The sequence below is a fragment of the Thalassotalea sp. SU-HH00458 genome, from assembly GCF_040362795.1.
In the GTDB taxonomy this organism is placed as follows: domain Bacteria; phylum Pseudomonadota; class Gammaproteobacteria; order Enterobacterales; family Alteromonadaceae; genus Thalassotalea_H; species Thalassotalea_H castellviae.
Genome location: NZ_BAABWW010000010.1, coordinates 56,697 through 80,280, shown reverse-complemented (window position 1 = coordinate 80,280; position 23,584 = coordinate 56,697). Strand labels below are relative to the sequence as shown.

The 23,584-nt window shown below is 36.2% G+C and carries 18 protein-coding genes; 9 read left to right on the top strand and 9 right to left on the bottom strand.

Annotation, left to right across the window (positions count from 1 at the left end):
• Positions 1-244 precede the first annotated feature (244 nt).
• The gene (gene sodB / locus ABXH06_RS14970; protein WP_311583671.1) at positions 245-826 is read right to left on the bottom strand and encodes a superoxide dismutase [Fe]; all 582 of its coding nucleotides are present in this window, start codon (positions 824-826) and stop codon (positions 245-247) included.
• Between the two features lie 265 nt (positions 827-1,091).
• On the opposite strand from sodB, the gene ABXH06_RS14965 reads away from it, so the two are divergent.
• From ABXH06_RS14965 to ABXH06_RS14945, 5 genes are all read left to right on the top strand, one after another.
• Positions 1,092-1,421 carry a Grx4 family monothiol glutaredoxin gene (locus tag ABXH06_RS14965; protein ID WP_311583667.1) on the top strand — a complete coding sequence of 110 codons (330 nt, stop codon included), beginning with the start codon at positions 1,092-1,094 and terminating at the stop codon, positions 1,419-1,421.
• Between the two features lie 103 nt (positions 1,422-1,524).
• Entirely contained in the window at positions 1,525-2,130 is a 606-nt protein-coding gene (locus tag ABXH06_RS14960) for a peroxiredoxin (RefSeq protein WP_311583664.1), read from the top strand.
• A 148-nt stretch (positions 2,131-2,278) separates the two neighbouring features.
• A complete protein-coding gene (locus ABXH06_RS14955; RefSeq protein WP_311583659.1) occupies positions 2,279-3,631 on the top strand; it encodes a DEAD/DEAH box helicase in 1,353 nt (450 codons plus the stop codon).
• 34 nt (positions 3,632-3,665) lie between these two features.
• Positions 3,666-4,415, top strand: a complete 750-nt coding sequence (locus ABXH06_RS14950) for a substrate-binding periplasmic protein (RefSeq protein ID WP_353518729.1) — start codon at positions 3,666-3,668, stop codon at positions 4,413-4,415.
• Between the two features lie 102 nt (positions 4,416-4,517).
• A complete protein-coding gene (locus ABXH06_RS14945) occupies positions 4,518-4,811 on the top strand; it encodes a hypothetical protein (protein WP_311583651.1) in 294 nt (97 codons plus the stop codon).
• 110 nt (positions 4,812-4,921) lie between these two features.
• Here the strand turns inward: ABXH06_RS14945 and ABXH06_RS14940 are convergent, their stop codons facing one another.
• A complete protein-coding gene (locus ABXH06_RS14940) occupies positions 4,922-5,761 on the bottom strand; it encodes a 23S rRNA (adenine(2030)-N(6))-methyltransferase RlmJ (protein ID WP_311583648.1) in 840 nt (279 codons plus the stop codon).
• A gap of 69 nt (positions 5,762-5,830) precedes the next feature.
• A complete protein-coding gene (locus ABXH06_RS14935) occupies positions 5,831-7,438 on the bottom strand; it encodes an ABC-F family ATPase (protein WP_311583645.1) in 1,608 nt (535 codons plus the stop codon).
• Positions 7,439-7,762: 324 nt separating this feature from the next.
• Here ABXH06_RS14935 and glnK point away from each other — a divergent pair, with 324 nt between their 5' ends.
• A complete protein-coding gene (gene glnK / locus ABXH06_RS14930) occupies positions 7,763-8,101 on the top strand; it encodes a P-II family nitrogen regulator (protein ID WP_311583642.1) in 339 nt (112 codons plus the stop codon).
• 35 nt (positions 8,102-8,136) lie between these two features.
• On the top strand, positions 8,137-9,429 hold the full coding sequence (locus tag ABXH06_RS14925) for an ammonium transporter (protein ID WP_353518728.1): 1,293 nt from the start codon (positions 8,137-8,139) through the stop codon (positions 9,427-9,429).
• A gap of 104 nt (positions 9,430-9,533) precedes the next feature.
• Here the strand turns inward: ABXH06_RS14925 and ABXH06_RS14920 are convergent, their stop codons facing one another.
• Positions 9,534-11,822, bottom strand: a complete 2,289-nt coding sequence (locus tag ABXH06_RS14920) for a YgiQ family radical SAM protein (protein ID WP_353518775.1) — start codon at positions 11,820-11,822, stop codon at positions 9,534-9,536.
• 372 nt (positions 11,823-12,194) lie between these two features.
• Here ABXH06_RS14920 and ABXH06_RS14915 point away from each other — a divergent pair, with 372 nt between their 5' ends.
• Positions 12,195-14,744, top strand: a complete 2,550-nt coding sequence (locus tag ABXH06_RS14915; protein ID WP_503012500.1) for a S9 family peptidase — start codon at positions 12,195-12,197, stop codon at positions 14,742-14,744.
• An 86-nt stretch (positions 14,745-14,830) separates the two neighbouring features.
• Here ABXH06_RS14915 and ABXH06_RS14910 read toward each other — a convergent pair whose 3' ends face one another.
• The 5 genes from ABXH06_RS14910 to ABXH06_RS14890 form a co-directional block, all read right to left on the bottom strand.
• Positions 14,831-15,016 (bottom strand): hypothetical protein, encoded by a 186-nt coding sequence (locus tag ABXH06_RS14910; RefSeq protein ID WP_353518726.1) that lies wholly within the window; start codon positions 15,014-15,016, stop codon positions 14,831-14,833.
• 183 nt (positions 15,017-15,199) lie between these two features.
• The gene (locus tag ABXH06_RS14905; RefSeq protein WP_353518725.1) at positions 15,200-16,114 is read right to left on the bottom strand and encodes an AraC family transcriptional regulator; all 915 of its coding nucleotides are present in this window, start codon (positions 16,112-16,114) and stop codon (positions 15,200-15,202) included.
• 141 nt (positions 16,115-16,255) lie between these two features.
• Complete coding sequence (locus ABXH06_RS14900; RefSeq protein WP_353518724.1) at positions 16,256-17,698, bottom strand: alkaline phosphatase; 1,443 nt, start codon at positions 17,696-17,698, stop codon at positions 16,256-16,258.
• A 21-nt stretch (positions 17,699-17,719) separates the two neighbouring features.
• The gene (locus ABXH06_RS14895) at positions 17,720-18,865 is read right to left on the bottom strand and encodes an endonuclease/exonuclease/phosphatase family protein (RefSeq protein WP_353518723.1); all 1,146 of its coding nucleotides are present in this window, start codon (positions 18,863-18,865) and stop codon (positions 17,720-17,722) included.
• Positions 18,866-18,916: 51 nt separating this feature from the next.
• Positions 18,917-19,537, bottom strand: a complete 621-nt coding sequence (locus tag ABXH06_RS14890; RefSeq protein ID WP_311583621.1) for a TetR/AcrR family transcriptional regulator — start codon at positions 19,535-19,537, stop codon at positions 18,917-18,919.
• Positions 19,538-20,439: 902 nt separating this feature from the next.
• On the opposite strand from ABXH06_RS14890, the gene ABXH06_RS14885 reads away from it, so the two are divergent.
• The gene (locus tag ABXH06_RS14885; protein ID WP_311583618.1) at positions 20,440-23,541 is read left to right on the top strand and encodes a TonB-dependent receptor; all 3,102 of its coding nucleotides are present in this window, start codon (positions 20,440-20,442) and stop codon (positions 23,539-23,541) included.
• Positions 23,542-23,584 lie beyond the last annotated feature (43 nt).

Sequence of the window (23,584 nt, the reverse complement as noted above, 5' to 3'; positions counted from 1 at the left end):
CGCTCAGCTTTACTAAGTATAAAGACCGACAATTTACCTAAACTATTTACAAGTTTAGTCTTTATTTTTTGAAGGTGTGAGGAAACTACGAAAATATTTGTAACTGAGTTTAATTAAATACGGGTAAAACCACTTAGATCATTTACGAAAAGTAAAGTCATCAATAGGAGGGAATATATTTAATTTCTGTGATAAAAAAACCAGAGATGAACTCTGGTTTTTATACGATGATTTTTACGTGTGCTTATGCAAAGTTTGCTGAAGCAAAATCCCAGTTAGCTAATGCCCAGAAAGCATTCATATAGCTAGGGCGTAAATTACGGTAATCAATGTAATAAGCATGTTCCCATAAATCTACTGTGATAATTGGTGTAACGCCTTCATCTGTTAATGGTGTAGCAGCGTTTGAAGTGTTGACAATTGCTAAGCTACCGTCAGCATTTTTTACTAACCAAGTCCAGCTTGAACCAAAGTTATTGATAGCACTGTCAGTGAATTTAGCTTTAAATTCATCGAAAGAGCCAAAGCTTGCGTTAATTGCATCAGCTAAGGCACCCGTAGGCTCACCACCACCATTAGGGCTTAAGCTGTTCCAGTAAAACGTATGATTCCAAATTTGAGCGGCATTGTTAAAAATACCAGCTGAAGATGTTTTAACGATATCTTCTAAAGATTTTCCTTCAAATTCAGTACCTTCGATTAAACCGTTAAGTTTAACTACATAAGTATTGTGGTGCTTGCCGTAGTGGTACTCTAATGTTTCTGCTGAAATGTGTGGTGCTAATGCATCTTGTGCATAAGGTAACGCTGGTAATTCGATAGCCATTATATTCTCCAGGAATTAATTAGAAAGATTTATTTTACCCAAAAATAAAGAAGTTGTTTGCTTTTGGTAAAAACCGAGTAAAATACTCAGGTATTAAAAACTATGCATATTTTACCCAAATAAATTGGTTTTGCCAGCGTATTTATCAAGGTAAATAGTTTTAACTTAGAACATTTTAATTATTAGTATTTATTGGGTTGAATAACGAAGGTATCGCCACCATTATTTAATGCAATAAGTATTACACTAGAAATCGAAGGTTGATATGGACACTATTGAACGAATTAAAGAGCAAATCGCAGAAAACAATATTTTACTTTATATGAAAGGCTCACCTAAATTGCCAAGTTGTGGCTTTTCATCACAAGCATCACAAGCTTTAATGGCTTGCGGTGAAAAATTTGCGTTTGTTGATATTTTACAAAATCCAGATATTCGTAGTGAATTACCAAAATATGCCGATTGGCCTACTTTTCCGCAATTATGGGTTGATGGTGAGTTAGTAGGTGGTTGCGATATTATTATGGAAATGTATCAGCAAGGTGAATTACAAACGCTTATTAAAGAAGCGGCAGCGAAACAAGTTTCAGAATAAGTATTTTTATTTTTAAAAAGCATTGAAAAAAACGTTTATGTCTCAATACTTACTTGTGACGTAAACGTTTAATTAATTTTATAGACAAATCATGGAGAAAAAAATGAGTGTATTAGTTGGTCGTCCAGCTCCGGACTTTACAGCAGCAGCTGTGCTAGGTAGCGGTGAAATCGTAGATAGCTTTACTTTATCTGAAGCAATTAAAGGGAAAAAAGCAGTAGTGTTTTTCTACCCGTTAGATTTTACATTTGTTTGTCCTTCAGAATTATTAGCATTTGATCACCGTTTTGAAGAATTCAAAAGCCGTGGTGTTGAAGTTATTGGTGTTTCTATTGATTCTCAATTTTCACATAATGCATGGAGAAACACACCAGTAAACGAAGGTGGTATCGGCCCAGTACAATATACATTAGTAGCAGATACTAAACATGCTATCTGTCAAGCTTATGATGTTGAGCATCCAGAAGCAGGCGTTGCTTTTCGTGGTTCATTCTTAATTGATGAAGAAGGTAATGTTCGTCATCAAGTCGTGAACGATTTACCACTAGGACGTAACGTTGATGAAATGATCCGTATGGTTGACGCGCTACAATTCCACCAAGAGCACGGTGAAGTTTGTCCGGCTGGTTGGAACAAAGGTGATAAAGGTATGACAGCTTCTCCTGAAGGTGTTGCATCTTACTTAACAGATAACGCTGATAACCTATAAGCGATACTGTAAATGATTAAAGCCGCTTTTGCGGCTTTTTTTATACCTGTATTTTGTGCCTCAGTATAAGTTATTCGTTACAGGCAATTTGTTACAGGTTATAATAGGGAGGATTTAAAAATTTATATTTAAAAGGTAGGAGTACGCTTTGTCATTTAGCGATTTTGGATTAGATAAACGTTTGATGTCGACTATCGAACACTTAGGTTTTAACGAGCCAACAGATATTCAACAACAAGCAATACCAGTAGCTATGACCGGCCAAGATCTTATCGCATCGTCTAAAACTGGTTCGGGTAAAACCCTCGCGTTTATTTTGCCAGCTTTACAGCGTTTAATGAAAAATCGTGCGTTGAGTAAAAGAGATCCACGTGTTGTTATTCTTACGCCAACCAGGGAGTTAGCCAAACAAGTATTTACTCAGTTACGCTTATTCACAGCGGGTACTCAATTTAAAGCGGTCTTAATCTTAGGTGGCGAAAATTTTAATGACCAAGTGAAAACCTTAGAAAAAGACCCGCACTTTTTAGTTGCAACCCCAGGACGTCTTGCCGATCACTTATCAAAAGGGCACTTTTATTTAAATGGTTTAGAATTACTGATTTTGGACGAAGCCGATCGTATGCTCGATTTAGGCTTTTCGAAAGAACTCAAATTAATTAATAAAGCAGCAGATCACCGTAAACGTCAGACGTTGATGTTTTCAGCAACGTTAGATCATGGTCAAATTAATGATTTCGCATTGGAGTTATTAACGAAACCGAAACGCATTGCTATTGGTGCGGCGCATACTGAACATAAAGATATCAGTAAACGTTTCTATTTTGCCGATAATCTTGATCATAAAGAATTGCTACTTGAGCACTTTTTATCTTCAGAAAAATATCAACAGTTGATTATTTTCACGGCAACACGAGCTGATACCGAACGATTATCTGGAAAACTTTCATCACAAGGATTAAGTACTGTTGCCTTAAGTGGTGATTTGAACCAAAGCCAGCGTAATCAAATTATGGATGGTTTTGCCAAAGGCCAACAAAAAATATTAATTACTACTGACTTAGCATCACGCGGTTTAGATTTAGTAAATGTTTCACATGTTATTAATTTTGATTTACCTAAACATACCGAAGAGTTTGTTCATCGTATTGGTCGAACAGGAAGAGCAGGTAATAAAGGAGAGTCTATCTCGTTTGTTGGACCAAAAGATTGGTTAAGTTTTAAAAATATAGAGATGTTTTTACAGCAAAATTTTACCTTCGATTCTGTTGAAGGTTTAAAAGCTAAATTTAAAGGGATAAAACCTAAAAAACAGAAAACGAAAAAAACAGAGAATAGCCAGAAAAAACCAATCGCCTTGAAGAGTAAACAAACGAAAGTAAATAAAACTCAGAAAAAAACGTTTTTTGCACAGGATGTTGGCAATATGCCCGTGATGAAAAAGAAAAAAGCTAAACCTGCTAGTGAAATAGACGCTAATAATACCCCTGAAGTCGAATAATATGGTCTTAATAACTCGAACTTTTGTTATAGCATTGCTAATAGTATGTACGAAAGTTTCCTCTCAAACCGCTGACATTAATACGAATGAAACAACTTTAAATGAGTTGGTCATTAATGTGGTCGCGCCTGAGTTAAAACCGCTTGTCTATAATGCAGATAAGGTTGCGGTAGGCTTACTCATTGATACATTAAACAAAGTGAGTGAATATTCGTCGTTAAAATTTAATGTCACTGTAATGCCGTGGGGGCGAGCAATGTTAGAGGTGAAAAATGGTCATGCTGACGCCATTATGCCAACCCTTTATACAAACGAGCGCGCACAATCTTTAGTTTTTCCTCCACAGCAATTTGTTAACTTTTATGGCTCAGTGCTAATTAAAAAAGTTGACAATAACTTTGAGTTTGACAGCTTCGACACAATGACATCAAAAAAATCGGTGGCTAAAGTTAGATCGGTTTTATTAGGTGAGGAATTTGAAAAAGCAAAAAAGGAGGGGTTATTTACCATTGCAGAAGTTAGTCGCTTAGAAGATGCATTTAACATGCTTTTGCTCGATCGTGTTGATTTAGTTGTTACTGATGGTTTTGCCGCGTATACCTCTATCAAAGAGATGGGCATTGAAGATAATATGAGTGTTATGTCAATTTCTTCATTAGAAGAGCCTTCTTTTATCGCTTTTTCACCTCAGTTTGCTAAAAAGCATGACGTCATTCAAATCATGTCGATTATTGATCAGTTTAATAACCCTGATCGATATAAGAAAATATTATCTAGCCATTGATTTTTAAGATTTTATTTTATGTTAAATTATAAGGTAAAAGTTTAAATATCAGCTATGATTAATTATAGTGGAGTTTGTATTACCGTTTAAAAAGGATTTTATATGGCTAGGGAGTTTAAAATAATACCTAAAGATTGGTATCAAAAAAGAACATTAACAGGTAAAAAAATCGAACCTGTACATGTGGCAATTCCAGATTATCAACAAGTTCACAATCATATTTGTAATATGATCGTGAGTTATAGCGATGATTCATTGAAAACGTTAATAGCCAGAGTGCTATATAATGATCTTAATGACAAATGGACAGTAGACGGGATGGAAGTCGCTGTCACTGTTATTGAAAAAAGCCAAGAAAATGCGTTAGATTTCTTTAATTCCCAACAAACCGGTTAACGTTATCGTTATTCCTTAAATTTAAAACGCTTTATTATTAATCAGATTAAAAAGCTCAAATATCAAAGTATTTGAGCTTTTTAATGGGTGCTAATAACGTATGATTAACTTTATTCTTCAATGAGTTGTTCTAATTCGAAATGACTTTCTGTATTCCCTAATTTTTCTTGGATAAAGGGTAAAATCTCAGCTAATTGATTATTTAATTGCCAAGGAGGATTAACGATAAATAATCCGGTACCAGTCATGCCATATTCATCGGTATCTTTATATTGGCAGTATTCAACTTGTAAAACATTTTTTACTGTACTTTGATGAAATTGTTTTTGCATTTTCACAATTAACTCTCGTTTTACAACGGGATACCACAAAATATATGTACCAGTGGCAAATTTTTTGTAGGCATTGATAATGGTTTTTACTGCTTTGACATAATCCTCTTTTAACTCATACGGAGGATCAATTAATACCACGCCACGTCTACTTGGTGGTGGTAGTAAACCTAACACACCTTGATAACCATCAGATTGATTTACATGTGATTTATGCCAACGTTGGCAAAATTCAGATAATAATTGAATATCAGTAGGGTGTAGTTCAAATAAATGTGCACTGTCTTGGCGGCGATCAAAGTATTTTGCAATTGCAGGAGAGCCGGGATAATAATCTAACTCGGTTTCTGTATTAAAAGACTTTATCATATTGATATAATCACTGAGTACTTCTGGTACATCAGATTGATTAATGAGTTTTGCAATTCCGTTTTTGTATTCTCCGGTTTTTTGTGCATATTCATCGGCTAACGAATACATACCCGCACCAGAATGGCTATCAATGTAATAAAAGCCTTTCTCCTTTCTTGTCATATACTCAAGAACTAAAGTCAAGACAGAGTGTTTTAAAACGTCGGCAAAATTTCCTGCATGAAAGGCATGACGATAACTAAGCAAAAGTGATCCTTATCTCATTATAGAAAAAAGCATACAAGGTAGTTGTATGCTTATTCGTTAATTTATTCGTTATTCTTGACTAGCTAAGTACTCATCATAAGTCCCGGCAAAATCTTCGTAACCGTCGTTTTTTAACTCAATGACTCGAGTTGCAATACTCGATACAAACTCTCGGTCATGGCTGACAAAAATAATTGTTCCTTCAAATTTTTCCATTGCCATGTTTAATGATTCAATCGATTCCATGTCCATGTGGTTAGTTGGTTCATCCATAATCAAAATATTAGGACGTTGCATCATGATCTTACCAAAGAGCATTCGACCTTGTTCACCACCTGACAATACTTTAACTGACTTTTTAATGTCGTCAGCTGAAAATAATAAACGCCCTAGATAACCACGCACCGCTTGTTCGTCATCAGTTGGTTGACGCCACTGACTCATCCATTCAAATAAAGTCATGTCATTTTCAAATTCATGAGCATGATCTTGCGCGTAATAACCAATATTTACATTTTCAGACCAAGTAAATTGTCCCGATGTTGGTTGGTAATCTACTTCGTTCATTAAAGTACGTAAAAAGGTGGTTTTACCTATACCATTTTCACCAATTACTGCTACTCGTTCGCCCACTTCAATCATTAAATCAAGGTTTTTTAAAACATGATTTTCTTCGTCGCTTCCAGGGTTAAATGTTTTACTCATTTGCTCGATAACTAAGGCGTTGCGAAAGAGTTTTTTCTCTTGTTCAAAACGAATAAACGGATTTACTCGACTTGATGCTTTGACTTCCGCTAATTGAATTTTATCAATTTGCTTCGCGCGAGAAGTTGCTTGCTTCGCTTTAGAAGCATTTGCTGAGAAGCGTGCTACAAAGGCTTGCAATTCACCAATTTGAGCTTTTTTCTTGGCATTATCGGCTAATAATTGTGCGCGCGCTTGTGTTGCCGCTAGCATATATTCATCATAATTGCCGGGGAAGACACGAAGTTCACCATAGTCTAAATCAGCCATATGAGTACAAACACTATTTAAAAAGTGACGATCGTGCGAAATAATTATCATGGTTGAATCACGTTCATTGAGTGTTTCTTCAAGCCATTGTATTGTGTGAATATCTAAGTTGTTGGTTGGTTCATCTAATAATAATATATCAGGATCAGAAAAGAGTGCCTGTGCAAGAAGAACACGTAACTTCCAACCAGGGGCAACTTCACTCATTAAGCCAAAATGTTGCTCTACAGGAATGCCAACGCCCATTAATAGTTCACCGGCGCGACTTTCAGCGCTATAGCCGTCCATTTCAGCATATTCAGATTCAAGATCTCCAGCGCGCATCCCATCTTCTTCACTCATTTCCGGTAAAGCATATATACGATCTCGCTCTTCTTTTACCGCCCAAAGTTCGCTATGCCCCATAATCACGGTATCAACAACCGTGTATTCTTCAAAACCGAATTGATCTTGGCGCAATTTACCGATACGTTCGTTAGGATCTAAACTGACATTGCCGCTTGTTTGCTCTAGATCGTTGCCAAGAATTTTCATGAAAGTTGATTTACCACAACCATTTGCACCGATTAAACCGTAGCGATTACCCCCACCAAATTTTTGAGAGATGTTTTCAAATAAAGGTTTCGCACCGAATTGCTGAGTAATGTTATTTGCACTTAACATGAAAAATTTACCTAATGATATACCTGATGAGTTAATGCGCGCGATTATACAGAGAGCCGATGATGAAGTCATTAAGCGAGCAACAATTTTAAATTATAAGGCACAACTTAAATATCACCATAATTGAGCGTTCTTATTCAATTTCGCACCAAGAAAGAGAGTTACTGTTTATTGATGCACAAATGTGGTGCGATAAAATGTGTTGTTTTGGCTCTGTTTTTGGCTAAGTTATTGAAATTTAACTTTTAAAAAAATGGGCTTAAATTGTGCATGCTGTCGTGAAAATTAAATCTCAATAAGTTAGTGCGCACTAAAGGTGAACAAATGAAATTAATAACTAGCATAATCAAACCTTTTAAATTGGATGATGTAAGAGAAGCTTTAAGTGAAATTGGTATTGATGGCATGACTATTTCTGAAGTAAAAGGCTTCGGACGTCAAAAAGGTCATACAGAGCTGTACCGTGGGGCAGAATATAGCATTGATTTTCTTCCGAAAGTTAAAATTGAAATTAGCATTCGAGACGATCTTGTTGAACGTACGATTGAAACCATCGTTGCATCTGCTCGAACAGGTAAAATTGGTGACGGCAAAGTATTTGTTACCAACCTTGAACAAGCCGTTCGAATACGTACCGGTGAAATGGATGAAGAAGCACTTTAATTGCCAAAAATAACAAAATATAACTGGAAAACTTTATGATCAAATTTATTTTATTGTCATTATTTTCACTGTTGTCTTTTTCAAGCTCAGCAACTGAGAATAGTTTAAATGGCGCAAACACCGCCTGGATATTAACGTCGACCGCACTAGTGTTATTGATGACATTACCCGGGCTAGCTTTATTTTATGGCGGTTTAGTACGCCGTAAAAATATCTTATCTATTTTAATGCAATGTTTTGCCATTGCGAGTATTTCATCCGTTTTATGGTTAGTTGTTGGTTATAGTTTAGCGTTTGGTGAAGGCAATGCTTGGATTGGCGATTTTAGTAAAGTGTTGATGATAGGTATTGATAAAAACACTTTAAGTGGTGATATTCCTGAAAGTTTGTTTATGTTATTTCAGATGACATTTGCGGTGATCACCCCTGCGTTAATTATTGGTGCATTTGCAGAACGAATGAAATTTTCAGCCGTTTTACTTTTCTCTGCATTATGGTTACTGGTTGTTTACGCACCTATTACTCATTGGGTATGGGGCGGTGGTTGGTTAGCTCAAATGGGACTATATGATTTTGCCGGAGGAACGGTTGTTCATATTACCGCAGGTGTGGCTGCGCTTGTTGCTGCGGTTGTTTTAGGCCCTAGATTGGGTTTTCCTAAAACGCCAATGATGCCACATAACTTAACGATGACAGTAACTGGTGCAGGACTATTATGGGTCGGTTGGTTTGGGTTTAATGGCGGTAGTGCATTAGCAGCATCAGGCGATGCTTCTATGGCGATGCTTGTTACCCATATTTCAGCGTCTATGGGGGCGTTAACTTGGGCCGCTATTGAATGGAAAAAGTTTGGTAAAGCCAGTGTGTTAGGTGCTGTTACTGGTATGGTTGCCGGTTTAGGTACGATAACCCCTGCTTCTGGATTTGTTGGACCTGGTGGAGCGCTAATCATTGGCTTATTAGCTGGTTTAGTGTGTTTTTATGCCACGGTTTATATTAAACAAAAACTAAAAATCGATGACTCTCTCGATGTTTTTCCTGTTCATGGTGTTGGTGGGATTTTAGGGACGTTATTGGCCGGAATTTTTTCTTCAGCAGAGTTAGGAGCTTTTAGTGGCTATGGCTTTGCCGAGGGAATTTCTACAATGACTGAGCAAGTTACCGTACAAATGATAGGAATTCTTTCAACAATTGTTTATACCGCGATAGTGTCTTATTTATTATTTAAATTAGTGGCATTAATGACTAATGGCTTAAGGGTATCTGAAGAGCAAGAAACCACAGGTTTAGATTTAAATGAGCATGACGAGTCAGGTTATAATTTATAAGTGTTATTCAATTAAACATACGTTGATTTAAAAGCAAAAAGGATACCTAAGGGTATCCTTTTTTAGTGATTGAACACCTTAATAACGTTCACCAGCAGGTGAAGTTATTTTTTTGAACGATTCTTTTTAGGCTTTCTATCATCAAATTGATTTTCGCTAAAACGTGTTAATCCTTGCTTACCTCTATTTGCTGGCTTGCCATATTTATGTGTTGAGTTTTTCTTTTGTCCAGGGGATGTTTTCAAACCTGAAGCATTGTTTTTACCTTTGCCATTTTTTTTATAATGTAGTTGCTCTTTTTCACCACGTGTTTCGTGTGGGACTAAGCAACCGGGTTTAGAACCGATAAGTTTTCTCGCTAGACCCATTTTAGTTAAAGCTGCTCGAATTAATGCCCAATTAGCAGGATCGTGGTAACGTAAAATAGCCTTATGTAAGCGTCTTTGTATAGTACCCTTGGGAATAGGCACTGATTCGCTGTCTTTTTTAACTCTTCTTAATGAATCAATTTCAGTGTGATAAAGGGTCGTGGCATTTGCTAATGGCGACGGATAAAAATTTTGTACTTGATCTAGCTTAAAATCATTTTCTTTTAACCATAACGCTAGATTAACCATATCCATATCTGTTGTGCCCGGATGAGCAGAGATAAAATACGGAATTAAATATTGCTTTTTACCCGCTGCTTTAGAGTAATGATCAAACATTTCTTTAAATTTATCATAGCTGCCCATACCAGGCTTCATCATTTTATTAAGCGGACCCTCTTCGGTATGCTCAGGGGCTATTTTTAAATAACCACCCACATGATGAGTTGCTAATTCTTTAACATATTCAGGATCTTGTATTGCTAAATCGTAACGGACTCCAGAAGCAATCAAAACTTTTTTTATCCCTTTAACTTTTCTTGCTCTGCGATACAAATTAATGGTTGGTGTGTGATCTGTATCTAAATGTCCACATATCGTTGGCCAAACACATGATGGCTTTCTACAAGTGGCTTCGGCTTTTTCACTTTTACAACGCAGTTGATACATGTTTGCCGTAGGGCCACCAAGATCAGAGATAACCCCGGTAAATCCCGGAACTTTTTGTTTAATATCTTCAATTTCATTGATGATTGAGTCTTCACTGCGACTTTGAATAATCCGACCTTCATGCTCTGTTATTGAACAGAACGTACAACCACCAAAACAGCCACGCATAATATTTATGGAAGTTTTTATCATTTCATAGGCAGGTATTTTAGCGGTACCGTAACTTGGATGAGGTACTCGTTGATATGACAAGCCAAAAACGCCATCCATTTCTGCTTCAGTTAACGGGGTTGCTGGTGGATTTAACCAAATAATTCTATCGCCATGCTTTTGTACTAGTGGTTTGGCAGAAGTAGGGTTTACTTCTTGATGAAAAATTCGAGAAGCGTGTGCGTATAAAATTTTATTGTCTTTGACTTGTTCAAAAGTTGGCAAATTTATATAGGTATTTAACCAAGGTTTCTTTTTGTCATTCCATGATTTGTTTTGCAGTGATTTAGCTTTAAAATCAATTATTTGAACAGGTTGTGCCTGTTGAGTTATATCTGTGTTTAGCGATTCATTCTCTAATGATGCTTTTTGTTCACTACAACTAGCGTTATCGATTTCTTGATACGGGCTATGAATAGGGTCAATTTTTCCAGGTTTATCTACATTTCGAGAATCTATGCCGTGCCAGCCTGGCAATACTTGGCTGGCTAAAAACGCACTGCCTCTCACATCAGTAATGGCTTTTACATCTTCACCTGCGGCTATTCTATGGGCAATCTCAACCAGTGGGCGTTCGGCATTACCATACACTAATAAATCGGCTTTCGAGTCGAATAACACTGAACGTCTAACTTTATCTGACCAATAATCGTAATGGGCAATTCGTCGTAAACTTGCTTCAATGCCGCCAATGATGACAGGTACGCCTTTGAAAGCTTCTTTACAGCGCTGTGTATATACGGTCACTGCACGATCTGGGCGTTTTCCCCCTTCATCGTTTGGTGTGTATGCATCATCGTGTCGAATTCTTCGTTCGGCCGTATATCGATTGATCATTGAATCCATGTTACCGGCAGTCACGCCAAAAAATAAATTGGGTTTGCCTAATTTCATAAAGGCATCTTTTGAATGCCAATCTGGTTGTGCGATAATGCCGACTCTGAATCCTTGAGATTCAAGCATTCGTCCAATTATTGCCATACCAAAACTTGGGTGATCTACGTAAGCATCCCCAGTCACTAAAATGATATCGCAGCTGTCCCAGCCTAATTCATCCATTTCCTTACGTGACATAGGTAAAAATGGAGCGGTGCCATAGCATTCAGCCCAATATTTAGGGTATGAAAATAAATCTTGGGCAGGCATTTGGGTTGAAGCAATCAAACGTGTAAATCTCGAAAATTAAAGCGTAGGGCATTATAACATACAGTTATTGTAATGGTTATAGATCATCTAAATTTGAACAATGATAAGTAGTAAAGGAGGATTTTTTGAGAATTGTCCTTTAATTTCTGATTTCACTCATCTGTTTTTAAAAAATCAAATTAAGCGAATAAACCGATAATTTTGTGATTTAATCGCAAAAGCTTGCATTTATAACGCAATAAAATATAGGCTGGTTTTAATCATGTTTTTTCACACAGGAAAAGTCTGTTTTAGCTAAGTAGGCTAATAAGTCGCTAAGGTTTAACTGACTATTCTTATCGCTTTTTAATGAAATGAAGTTTTATAATTATGATGAAAATAAAAATACTCTCTGCTGCAATCAGCTTATCTTTGTTGGGGTGTGTCACTACTACAACAGGTGAACAAACCGCGGAAGCCGTCCTTGATAATCAAACTGAATCTGTCAGTACGGCAAGTAAAACCACAGTTACACAAGCTGTGAGCGCTGTCTTTCATGAAAAAGAGCCAAAATCACCTGTCGCGAATGTTGTTAAGTCTCAAACCGTTTCTCAATTGAGAAGTAATGATGTCATTACTCTGGAACAAATTATGGCAGATCCTGATTGGATGGGGCGATCTCCAGAAGGTATGTATTGGGGAGATGACAGTCAAACCATTTTATATCAACAAAAGCAATTAGGTAATCCGCTCAGAGATCTGGTGAAAAAAACGTTACAAACAGAAGGTAATGGTAAGAAAGTTAAACTGTCAAATATGCATATCAATGCTGATCGTAATGCACAGTTAAACCGAGCAGGGACACATGAAGTTTATGTTTACCAAGGTAATGTCTTTCTTAAAAAATTAGCTAATCAATTCGTTCAACAACTTACCTATACCTCAGCGATAGAACGTTCGGCGATATTTTTGAGCAATGGCAATGTGGCTTATCGGGTTGGTGATAAATTTTTTGAGCATGATGTAAACACAAGTAAAATTATTGAATTAGCTAGTTTGATCATGAAAAAAGCACCAGATACGGATGAAAAAGAAACTTCTTATATCGCGAAAGAGCAAAGTAAATTATTGAAATATATTGCGCTTACTCAACACAATAAACAATTAAAAAATGCACAAAGCGAAAAGCTTAAAGCAGAAAATAACACTATCACCAAAAGTGAGTTTTACTTTGGTGAAGGGAACAGGGTTGTTCATGCGAGTTTGTCGCCAAGTGGCGATAAAATGGTGGTGGCAATAGCGAAAAGTAAATCAAGTCGTGCTGCTAGTGATATTATGCCAAATTATATTGCTGAAGATGGGCATATTAAGCCAGAAAAAGTACGTCACAGAGTTGCTGATAATCGTCAATATAGCCAAACATTGTTTTTACTCGATTTGAAATCAGGACAGAAATTTCCGTTAAGTTACCAAAGTTTACCTGGCTTTGATGAAGATGTATTAGCCAATGTTAAAACTGAAAATCATGCCCGAATAGGCAAAACTTATCAGAGCGAAAACACCCCGCGCAATATTCATGTGATGAGAACCAATAATGCTATTCAATGGCATAAGGATGGCAAGCAAGTTGCCTTGTTATTAGAAGCATGGGATAACAAAGACAGATGGTTAGCTTCCGTTAATTTATTAGAAAACAAGTTAGTATCTCAACACCGATTACATGATGATGCATGGGTGAATTATGCTTTTAATGAATTTGGTTGGATAAATAATAGTCTTTATTATTTATCAGAAGAGTCTGGTTACTCTCACCTTTATACCAAATCATTAAAAGGTCAGCCTAAAAAATTAACTTCTGGCGCCTTTGAAATAAGTAATGTTACGTTAACCAAAGATAATAAGCGCTTTATCTTTAAGGCAAACAAAAAACACCCTGGAATTTATGAAATTTATCAATTGGCGATAGATACGGGAAACATGACAGCCTTAACAGATTTAGGTGGAATGAATGATTACGCATTAAGCCCAGATGAAAGCAAATTACTGATTAATCATTCAACGGTAACTATGCCTCCTGAGCTTTATGTTAAAAATATTGACAAGCAAGTCAAAGCAAAACGCATTACTCATACCGTTTCTGAAAAATTCTTAAGCTTGCCTTGGGTTGCACCCACAGTTGTGGCAATACCATCTTCTTATCAAGATGATCCTGTGTATTCACGTGTTTATTTACCGAAAGGCTATGACCAAAACCAAACTAAAAATAAAGCGGTTATGTTTACCCATGGCGCTGGTTATTTACAAAACTCACATTTAGGCTGGTCTGGTTATTTCCGTGAATTTATGTTTCATAGTTTGTTAGTACAAAAAGGTTACGTAGTCATTGATATGGATTACCGTGCCTCTAAAGGTTATGGACGTGATTGGCGCACCGCTATATATCGCCATATGGGAAAACCTGAAGTAGAAGATATGCGTGATGGCGTTGAATGGTTAATTGATAATGCTAATGTTGATCGAAGAAGAATAGGGACTTATGGTGGTTCTTACGGTGGTTTTTTAACGTTAATGTCAATGTTTAAAGAGCCTGATTTATTTGAAGCCGGTGCTGCTATTCGTTTAGTCTCAGATTGGGCTTATTATAATCATGGTTATACCTCGAATATATTAAATACACCGAAAGATGATGCGATAGCTTATGAACGAAGCTCGCCTATTTATTTTGCTCAAGGACTTGAAAAACCATTATTAATCAATGCGCCTATGGTTGACGACAATGTATTTTTTCAGGATACCGTTCGTTTAGTTCAACGTTTAATTGAGCTTGAAAAACAAAATTTTGAAACGGCTATTTACCCAGTAGAGCCACATGGTTTTGTACAGCCTAGCTCTTGGTTAGATGAATACCGTCGCATTTTTAAGTTATTTGAAACGACGCTGTAAATTATTAATGTACTGATGAAAAACTCAACTCAATATTGTTTACACATTATGAGTTGAGTTTTTTTATGTTTTCAATAAGCTAAATATTAAATGACGACGACTTCTATTTGTTGATCTTTTTGTTGCTCGATATATAACCGGGCTAATTCCATAGAGCCAAATTGTTTTCTTATTTGTTGGTAAGCGCGGAATTTAGCTTGTGCTAATTGGTTATCTTGAGTTTGAGCTAAAAAAAGCCAAGTTTCGACGATAGACAGAGGTAAGGACTTCATACATTGCTTCCTTGCAATAACAACTACAACTTTTGTTATTATAGACCTATCTATAGAGGCTTGCTTAATTCTAACTATAATTTATTGCTATTTTATTAACATATTTCATAACTTAGTTTCATATCAGTTGTACTGTTATTGCTTAGAATATTTCAGTTCTAAAGGGCTGAGATGACAATGGCTTTATAAAAGCGGTAAATAGATATCAATAATTGTTTCCGATTCTGCGACATCGGGAAACATTTTGACACGTTCTAAAATACAGGGAAAATCTCTAAGTTGCTCACCACTTTGAGGCAACCATTGACCATATAATAAATCAAAACTCTTTGCTAAAAATCGATCGGATCCGATATGGCGATATTTAGCACACCTTCCAGCTGGGATAGTTAAATTAAAAACACCATATTCATTTTTATCAATTGGTTTTTCTGTTTGCGCACAAATATCAAAACGAAAGTCGTCATCAAGCGTGTGGCTAGGATCATTATAAACTAGATTATAGGTTTTAGAATGACTTGGTGGCGTGTGATATGCTTTTCGCCAAGCAATAAAGTGTTGTACGCTCGCCATAATCTTACTTGGAGAGCCAACATGTGAATAAACGGCAAGAGTCGTGTGGGGAAAGTTTACGATTGAAATTGAGTTGTCGTTACGTGTGCTAGTTGCTTGATTATACATATTTTCTCTCGCTTTTCGTTGTTGAGCTTGTTTGTTTTGGAGCGTGTTAAGTAAATTACCGTGGTCATTTTCCAACCAAGGTTGCAATGCAGGTTTTTTTCTATATTGACTTGGCGTTTGATTAAACATCTGTTTAAAGGCGCGAGAAAATGATTCGCTATTTGAAAAGACGGCTTTTTCGGCGATTTCACCTACCGTCAGTTGTTGTCGATAAACCAATTGAAAAGCTGCTTTGTTGAGTCGAGATTGCTGAATAAATTGATGAACAGGTTGGCCGATGTAGGCACTAAATTGACGATGAAAATGAAAGTGTGAAAAGCAAGCAATTTTACTTAACTGATCGATATTGATTTGATCCTCAAGGTTTTTATCTATATATTCGAGCACTAATGCAAAGCGTTGTTGGTAAGTGGCCATGTGGTTATTAATTCTGAAAAAGGTGTTGTCATAATAATAAAATTTGAAAAATAATACCTGACAATTCTTGCTATAAAAAAAGGTTAAACATCATGTTTAACCTTTTTTATATCGATGTTGGGATCTTATACCGAAGCTTGATTATTTTTCTTCAAGTATCGAAAAAATACCTTTTGCAATATCTGTGTTATCGATGGCCCCTGAAAAACGTTGTTTTTCACTACCAATGACATATACAGGAACATCTACACCGGTATGAGTTGACGATGAGCTTATTCCGCCCCAACCAGTATTGGTTCTTACATCAATTATATTTTTAAGTGTTGCAGCTATTAGTCTGTATACGGTTGGTGGATATTTTCTTTTACGGCTTTCTTTTGGAGTTTTATGAAAAGTTTCAACGGTAGCCGCAGCGTTAGCTTTGCTGGATTGTAGTTGTTCAAATTCTTGCTGAGTTACTGAAAAATTTAATAACTCACTCATTTCATGAATAGATAAATCGCTTTTTTCAAATTGTTTAGCAAATGCTTCTGGCGATAAAGTCATGGTACGTAATATTTCTGGCTGCCATAAATAACCGCTTCTTATATTAGGATTTGATTTCGCTGTTTTTCTACCAATGCTAAGTCCGCCAGTACTATGATCTGCAGTTAAAATTACTAGTGTGTCAGGGTGATCTTTAACATATTGTTCTAGAAACTCGAATGTTTTGGCCAGATCATCCATTTCATACATTGCCGCGGCGATATCGTTGGCGTGTCCAGCCCAATCCACTTGGCTCGCTTCAATTAACATAAAGAAACCTTGCTTGTTTTCTGGTTGATAACTTTCTAATTGCTTGATTGCAGACATTGTCATCGTTTTAAGGCGATGTGGATTTTTATCATCCAATGCCCAAGGCAATCCTGTTTTTCCAAATAAACCCAATACCGGTTTATCTGAAGAGAGTGTTTCTAAGCCTTGATAGTTATCTATATATTGAAATCCTGCGGCTTTAAATTCATTCACTAAATTGCGATCTTGACGAATAAAATATCGCCAGCCGCCACCAAGATATACATCAGCTTTATAACCGTTATCTACATAGCTATCAGCAATGTCATTATAATTTCCACGTAATTCATTATGGGTTAAATATGCCGCGGGGGTAGCATGGTTAATTTGAGACGTAACAACAACACCAGTTTTTTTGCCAAGTTCTTTTGCTCTTTCTAGTACCGTTTTTAATGGTTGTTTATTCACATCAACGCTTATTGCGTCATTATAAGTTTTAACCCCCGTAGCTAAGGCGGTTGCCGCCGCAGCTGAATCGGTAATATAACCTGAAATTTTTGCTGGGTAAGTACTTGAAGTTCCAATGTAATATTTATCAAAAACAGTGCGTTCTATAACTTCAGTTGTTGGATCATCGGCAAAATTACGATAAGCGGTAATATATGCTGGTCCCATACCATCTGCAATCACCATTATGACATTGTTGATCGGTGGCTTATTGCTCTTAATTTCTGATTCATTCAGAGGCGCATTCGCGTTACAAGCACTTGCAAATGCAGTAATTAACAGTGTAGGTAATAGTTTTTTCATGAATAATTCCGTTATAAATTTTTAATCTGTGATCTCAAGGTCTAACCAAACTAATCTATGGTCTGATGAGGCTTGTCTATTTTTAATTAATCGGTATTCAGGTGTATTTTTCTCTGGCCAGAACACACCAGAATTAAGAAGAGTAAACCCTGTTTTAGAGGGTAATACATAATCAGCTCTCATTCGCCAGTAGGCGGTATGGTTTTTCGCGAGGGGATTGTCTGAACTATGCAATTTAGCGCCTTGACTCGCCGGTAAAGCATCGTGAACATTCGGATGATTTAATAATGCAGAAATACTGGCATTTATTGCGTCACCTTCCGTAGCTGAAGCGTTCAAATCACCTAGAATAATAAACGGACTATGTGCTGCTAAACCACCATGTTGGCCTTTATCATCATAAATATAACTATTATCTTTTTCAGAGATATAATCATGCCAGAAGCGAATTTCGTCGTGATTACGTTTACCATTTCTATCTTCTGGTCCATCAAAAACTGGTGGTGTAGGGTGGCTGGCTAACAGATGAATTTGTTTGCCATCAATAATAACAGGTACATCCCAATGTGATTTAGAGGATAAACGAAAGCCTTGCCAAGCTTCATCACTATACCAAGCCTTGCCTGTTTGCGGATCCATAGGTTGTAGTGCATTAGGCATATCTTTCCATTTGAAGGTTTGAAAACTTCGTATTTTTCCTTCATCAATCGGGTATTTAGAGAGTAACACCATGCCAAAATGACCTGGGAAATGACCAAAACCATAAGTGTCTGCCGGTTGTTCTATTTTACCATCGCCATTTAAATCAAAAGGAGTCTTGACGCCAGTATTAACACTTGATTGATAATAATAAGGAAAATGGATTTTTTTTTGTCCTTGTTGAGAAATATTCAAATATTGATTGATAAAAAGTTGAATTTCTTCCCCATCAGGTGAATAGTCAAACTCATTCAGCAAAATAATATCAGGATTGATTCGTTGAATAATTTCTGCGATGTTTTTTATTTGTTGGTGGTTTGATTTAAGGGCTTTATTGAGCTCATTGCCAACGACTTTTACCGATTGACCTTTAACTCTCTTTACATAGTTTAGTGCTTCCATGCTGACATTAAAGGTTGCCACCCTGATAGGACTCAGCGTTTTTTTGCTTTCTGCTAACGTATTCATAGAAAATCCTGTTAAACATAACAAGGAAAGTAAGATTGAAAAATTTTTCATTTATTGTATCTCTAAGCCACGAAGAATAAATTGAGTCAGAAAATCTGTGACTTGTTCAACATCATCTTCTTCATAATCAGCACGATTCATGATGGTTAATATTTGGGTTTCAAAATCAGCATAATGCTGAGTAGATGACCAAATTAAAAAAATTAGATTGATAGGTTCGATATTGATCATTCTTCCTTCATCAATCCATCGTTGAAATATTTTCGATTTATCTCGCACCCATTTTCTTAAATATGTTCGAGCAAATTCTTTCAGATGCTGAGCGCCTTGAATAATTTCCATCGCGTAAATTTTTGATGCTTTCGGGTGATGAAAAGACATTTTAACTTTTGCTGAGACAAACTTTTCAATGGCTACTTTTGGGCCATCTTCATAAACGATATCGCCAATACCTTGGTCCCACATGTCTAAGGTTCTTTCTAAAACAGCATGATAGATGTTTTCTTTATTTTTAAAGTAATAAAGAACATTCGCCTTTGGTAAGCCAGCAAGGTCTGCAATGGATTGAACTGTTGCCCCTTTATAACCATTGGAAATAAATTCATCTTGTGCAGCAAGGAGTATTTTTTCTTGGCTTTTTATTCTTATTTGACCTTGTTTTTTATCCGTCATTTTTAATCTTATTATTTAAGTTTTTAATGTATTGTTTTTCACTACAGTTGAGAATTCAATGTGTTATATAAAGGTAACTCCTAAATATACACCTAAAGTGATTAAGTAAAATGATTAATTCTAAACTTAATCAAACCGTCTTACTATTCTAAAATACAACGGTTAAGCCAATTAAATTTAACAGTCACTAGTTAATATCTTTTATTTATCTTCTAGATTTAGTTATCTATCTTCTAGATCTAGTTATCTCCCAAATAAGTAATTCATTGCATTGCTGGAGTTATTCTACTTGTTTAATTGGTCAAGAAATCAAGCGTAACTGTATAGTATCTCGAGTGAAAATTAAACAAATATCCAACAGATTTAGCGGTAAAATTATCTCATTAATTAGTTTAATTGTATTTTTATTACTATTTTATGAATAAATAGATATTAAATTATCAAAATATACAGTTTTCTTCTTTTATGATACTGATAAATTTTATTACTTGTGTAACTGGTGGTTTAATGAGGCTTGCTATAAATAACGTTTTTATTGATATTTTATGGATTTTAGTTAAAACCTGACCAAATGGTGTTTTTATGGATGAAAAAAATTTACGTATACCATACAAAGAAGAATTAAAATTATTGTTCAAATAATCTTCTTTATTGGTTTTGCGTTAAGTACTTGTTATTGGTGGTTTTTATTTGGTTTTCTGTGGGGTCGCATGTAATTCTCGAGATCATTAAAACTTGTTTTTTTGTTTGTGGTGAAATATTGTAATAAAAATGTAAGAAATGTCTGGTCTAATTTAGACACATAAAAGGCAAATATACGCATTTTATATATTTTTGACTAATATTGAATTGACGAAAAGTCATCTTATAAAAATAAAACATACACCAAGGGAACTTAAACGATGAAAACCCAACGCCTCTCTCTGATATCAGGTGCAGTGATACTTGCACTCGGTTTATCAACTTCCGCATTAGCTAATACAACAACATCAGCAATAAAAGGCCAGATTTCTGGTCCTCAAGGTAACCCTGCTGCAGGTACAGCTATAACTATTGTACATGTTCCATCAGGCAGTACTAAAAATGCTACTGTAAATGAATCAGGTTTATTTACGGCTAAAGGTTTACGTGTTGGCGGTCCTTATAAAATTATTATTGATTCTGATAAGTTCAATGATAAGACAGTAAATGATGTTTTTCTTACACTAGGTGAGACATACCCAGTAAATGTAAGTTTAGATGCTAAGCAAACAGTTGAACGTATTGAAGTAACAGGTCGTACAATTAGCCGTTATTCGGGTGGAACTGGTCCTGCAGCCCATTTTGGTTTAGAAGATCTAGAAAATGCGCCAGCCATTAACCGTGATATTAAAGATATTGTTCGAGTTGATCCTCGAATTTACATTGATGAAAGTCAAGGTGATGCGATTCAATGTGGTGGCGGTAACCCTCGTTTTAACAGCTTAACGCTTGATGGCGTAAGAATGAATGATAGCTTTGGCTTAAACCGAAATGGTTACCCAACCACTCGTATTCCTTTTTCATATGATTCTATTGAACAAGTCGCGGTTGAATTAGCACCTTTTGATGTTAAGTATGGTGGTTTTACTTCATGTAATGTTAACGCAGTGACTAAATCAGGTGGTAATGAAGTACACGGTGCTTTTTTCTATGATTACACCAATGATTCGATGAAAGGCGATTCAATTGAAGGTGAAAAATTTGAAAACGGTAATTTCAGCGAAAAACGTTATGGCTTAAGTGTTGGTTTCCCAATTCTTGAAGATAAGTTATTTATGTTTGCGTCTTATGAAAAACTAGAAGGGGCAAAAATCTTTGAATATAACCCTTTTGGCGACAACGTAAGCCAAGCTGATCTTGATCGCATAAAACAAATCACTTCAGATGTTTATGGTTACGATGCAGGTGATTTACCGGCAAGTTTACCGGTTGAAGATGAAAAGCTGTTAGTAAAAGTAGATTGGAACATTAATGATTCTCATCGTGCAAGTTTGATTTATAACTACAATGATGGTTTTGATCTAGACCAATCAGATGACTGGGCATTAACATTAGATAGCCATTTTTATGAACGTGGTGCTGAGTTAAATTCACTTGTCGGTTCTTTGTATTCAGATTGGACAGATGATTTTTCAACTGAACTTAGAATAGGTAAAGTTGAATTAGATAATCGTCAAAACTCATTAGATGCAGCAAGTGGCTTCGGTGAAGTACAAATTCGTCATGGTGGTACAACAGTTTTCTTAGGTCCTGATGATTCTCGCCAATCAAATGAAATGAACACTGAAACGGTAAGCCTCAGATTTTCAGGGGATTATTACCTAGACGAACATACGATCACATTCGGTTATGAATACGAAGAAGTAACGGCTTTTAACTTGTTTATGCAGCATACTCAAGGTGAATTCCGTTTTGATTCGATTGATGATTATGAAGCAGGGATGGCAAGTCGAGTTTATTATAATAACTCTGCTGGAACAAACGTTCCATCTGATGCCAGCCAAGAATTTTCATTCCAGCAACATACTATTTATGCGCAAGATGAATATACTTTTGCTGATGTAGACATGACCTTAATGGTTGGTTTCCGTTATGACATGTATACCAGTGATGACAAACCACGTTATAACCAAAACTTTGTTGATAGATACGGTTTTGCAAATGACGGCAATATGGACGACAAAGATTTATTTCAACCACGTGTTGGCTTTAACTGGGCTGCAATGGATAACTTAGAAATTCGTGGTGGTTTTGGTCTATATTCTGGTGGTAATCCTAATGTATGGGTTTCAAATGCTTACTCAAATGATGGTATTGTACAAATTGGTCTTCGTGAAAATGGTGTAGATTTATTCAATACTACTATGACTAACGGTGACGGCCCTGGATTTGGTGTTCCACAATCTATGTTTGATGAAATTCAAAACTACCCAGTAGGTGGCGGAGATGGTGCGGTTAATGCTATCGACCCTAATTTTGAATTACCTTCTGAATGGAAATATGCTTTAGGTGGTACTTATACGTTTGATAATGATGTAATCGTTGCTGTAGATCTTTTACACAATCAAAAGAAAGATACGGCTACTATTAAAGATTATGCAATTCAGCGTACTGGCGAGCAAACGTTTGACGGCCGTCCTCTTTATGAAAACAAAGAAGGTTGGAGAACTGGTGATTTTGTTTTAACAAATAGTGACCAAGATGGTAAATCAACTATCTTATCATTTGCGGTTAGTAAAGATTTTGATTGGGGCTTAAATGCTACCTTGTCATACGCTTACACAAAATCACAAGATACGAACCCAATGACAAGCTCTGTTGCTGGTTCAAACTACGGTAATATCGCGACAACGGTTCCAGATCAACCACCAATGGAAACGTCAAACTATGAAGTACCTCATCGCTTTACCTTAAACTTAAGCTACGTTACTCAATTAATTGATAACTTAGATACACGCTTTAGCTTATTTGGTTCGGCAAGTGAAGGTCAACCGTACACTTATACCTTTGATAGTTCAGATGGTGCATGGGGTGACTCTAACTGGAATGGCTCTCGCCAAATGTTATATGTACCAGCTGCCAATGATGCGAATGTTGTATACGACGCTGGATTTGATAAAGCTGCATTTGATGCATTTGTTGAAGCAGAAGGTTTAGCACGTGGTGCTACGGTTGGTCGTAACTCACAAAATGCTGATTGGTTTGTTAAATTTGACTTAAAAGTGAGTCAAGAAATCCCAGGTTTATATGAAGGTCAAAAAGGTAGTGCGTTCTTCGTTGTTAAAAACGTAGGTAACTTCCTAAATGACGATTGGGGTATCATGAAGCAAGGTCAATTCGTCGGAAACCGTATGGTTGAAATGAGCATGAATGATGCTGGTCAATACGTTTACGAAGAGTTTAACGAAGGAAACGAAGAGCAAGAAATCTATAATGATGCATCATTATGGGAAATTCGTTTTGGTGTTCGCTACACTTTCTAATCAGGAAAGTTGATTTGAAAAAGCCGAGTTAATACTCGGCTTT

Bases quoted from the DNA above. Each gene is read 5' to 3' on its own strand.
- sodB (WP_311583671.1), bottom strand. From the start codon at position 826: ATGGCTATCGAATTACCAGCGTTACCTTATGCACAAGATGCATTAGCA.
- ABXH06_RS14965 (WP_311583667.1), top strand. From the start codon at position 1,092: ATGGACACTATTGAACGAATTAAAGAGCAAATCGCAGAAAACAATATT.
- ABXH06_RS14960 (WP_311583664.1), top strand. From the start codon at position 1,525: ATGAGTGTATTAGTTGGTCGTCCAGCTCCGGACTTTACAGCAGCAGCT.
- ABXH06_RS14945 (WP_311583651.1), top strand. From the start codon at position 4,518: ATGGCTAGGGAGTTTAAAATAATACCTAAAGATTGGTATCAAAAAAGA.
- ABXH06_RS14935 (WP_311583645.1), bottom strand. From the start codon at position 7,438: ATGTTAAGTGCAAATAACATTACTCAGCAATTCGGTGCGAAACCTTTA.
- glnK (WP_311583642.1), top strand. From the start codon at position 7,763: ATGAAATTAATAACTAGCATAATCAAACCTTTTAAATTGGATGATGTA.
- ABXH06_RS14925 (WP_353518728.1), top strand. From the start codon at position 8,137: ATGATCAAATTTATTTTATTGTCATTATTTTCACTGTTGTCTTTTTCA.
- ABXH06_RS14920 (WP_353518775.1), bottom strand. From the start codon at position 11,822: ATGCCTGCCCAAGATTTATTTTCATACCCTAAATATTGGGCTGAATGC.
- ABXH06_RS14915 (WP_503012500.1), top strand. From the start codon at position 12,195: ATGAAAATAAAAATACTCTCTGCTGCAATCAGCTTATCTTTGTTGGGG.
- ABXH06_RS14910 (WP_353518726.1), bottom strand. From the start codon at position 15,016: ATGAAGTCCTTACCTCTGTCTATCGTCGAAACTTGGCTTTTTTTAGCT.
- ABXH06_RS14905 (WP_353518725.1), bottom strand. From the start codon at position 16,114: ATGGCCACTTACCAACAACGCTTTGCATTAGTGCTCGAATATATAGAT.
- ABXH06_RS14900 (WP_353518724.1), bottom strand. From the start codon at position 17,698: ATGAAAAAACTATTACCTACACTGTTAATTACTGCATTTGCAAGTGCT.
- ABXH06_RS14895 (WP_353518723.1), bottom strand. From the start codon at position 18,865: ATGAATACGTTAGCAGAAAGCAAAAAAACGCTGAGTCCTATCAGGGTG.
- ABXH06_RS14890 (WP_311583621.1), bottom strand. From the start codon at position 19,537: ATGACGGATAAAAAACAAGGTCAAATAAGAATAAAAAGCCAAGAAAAA.
- ABXH06_RS14885 (WP_311583618.1), top strand. From the start codon at position 20,440: ATGAAAACCCAACGCCTCTCTCTGATATCAGGTGCAGTGATACTTGCA.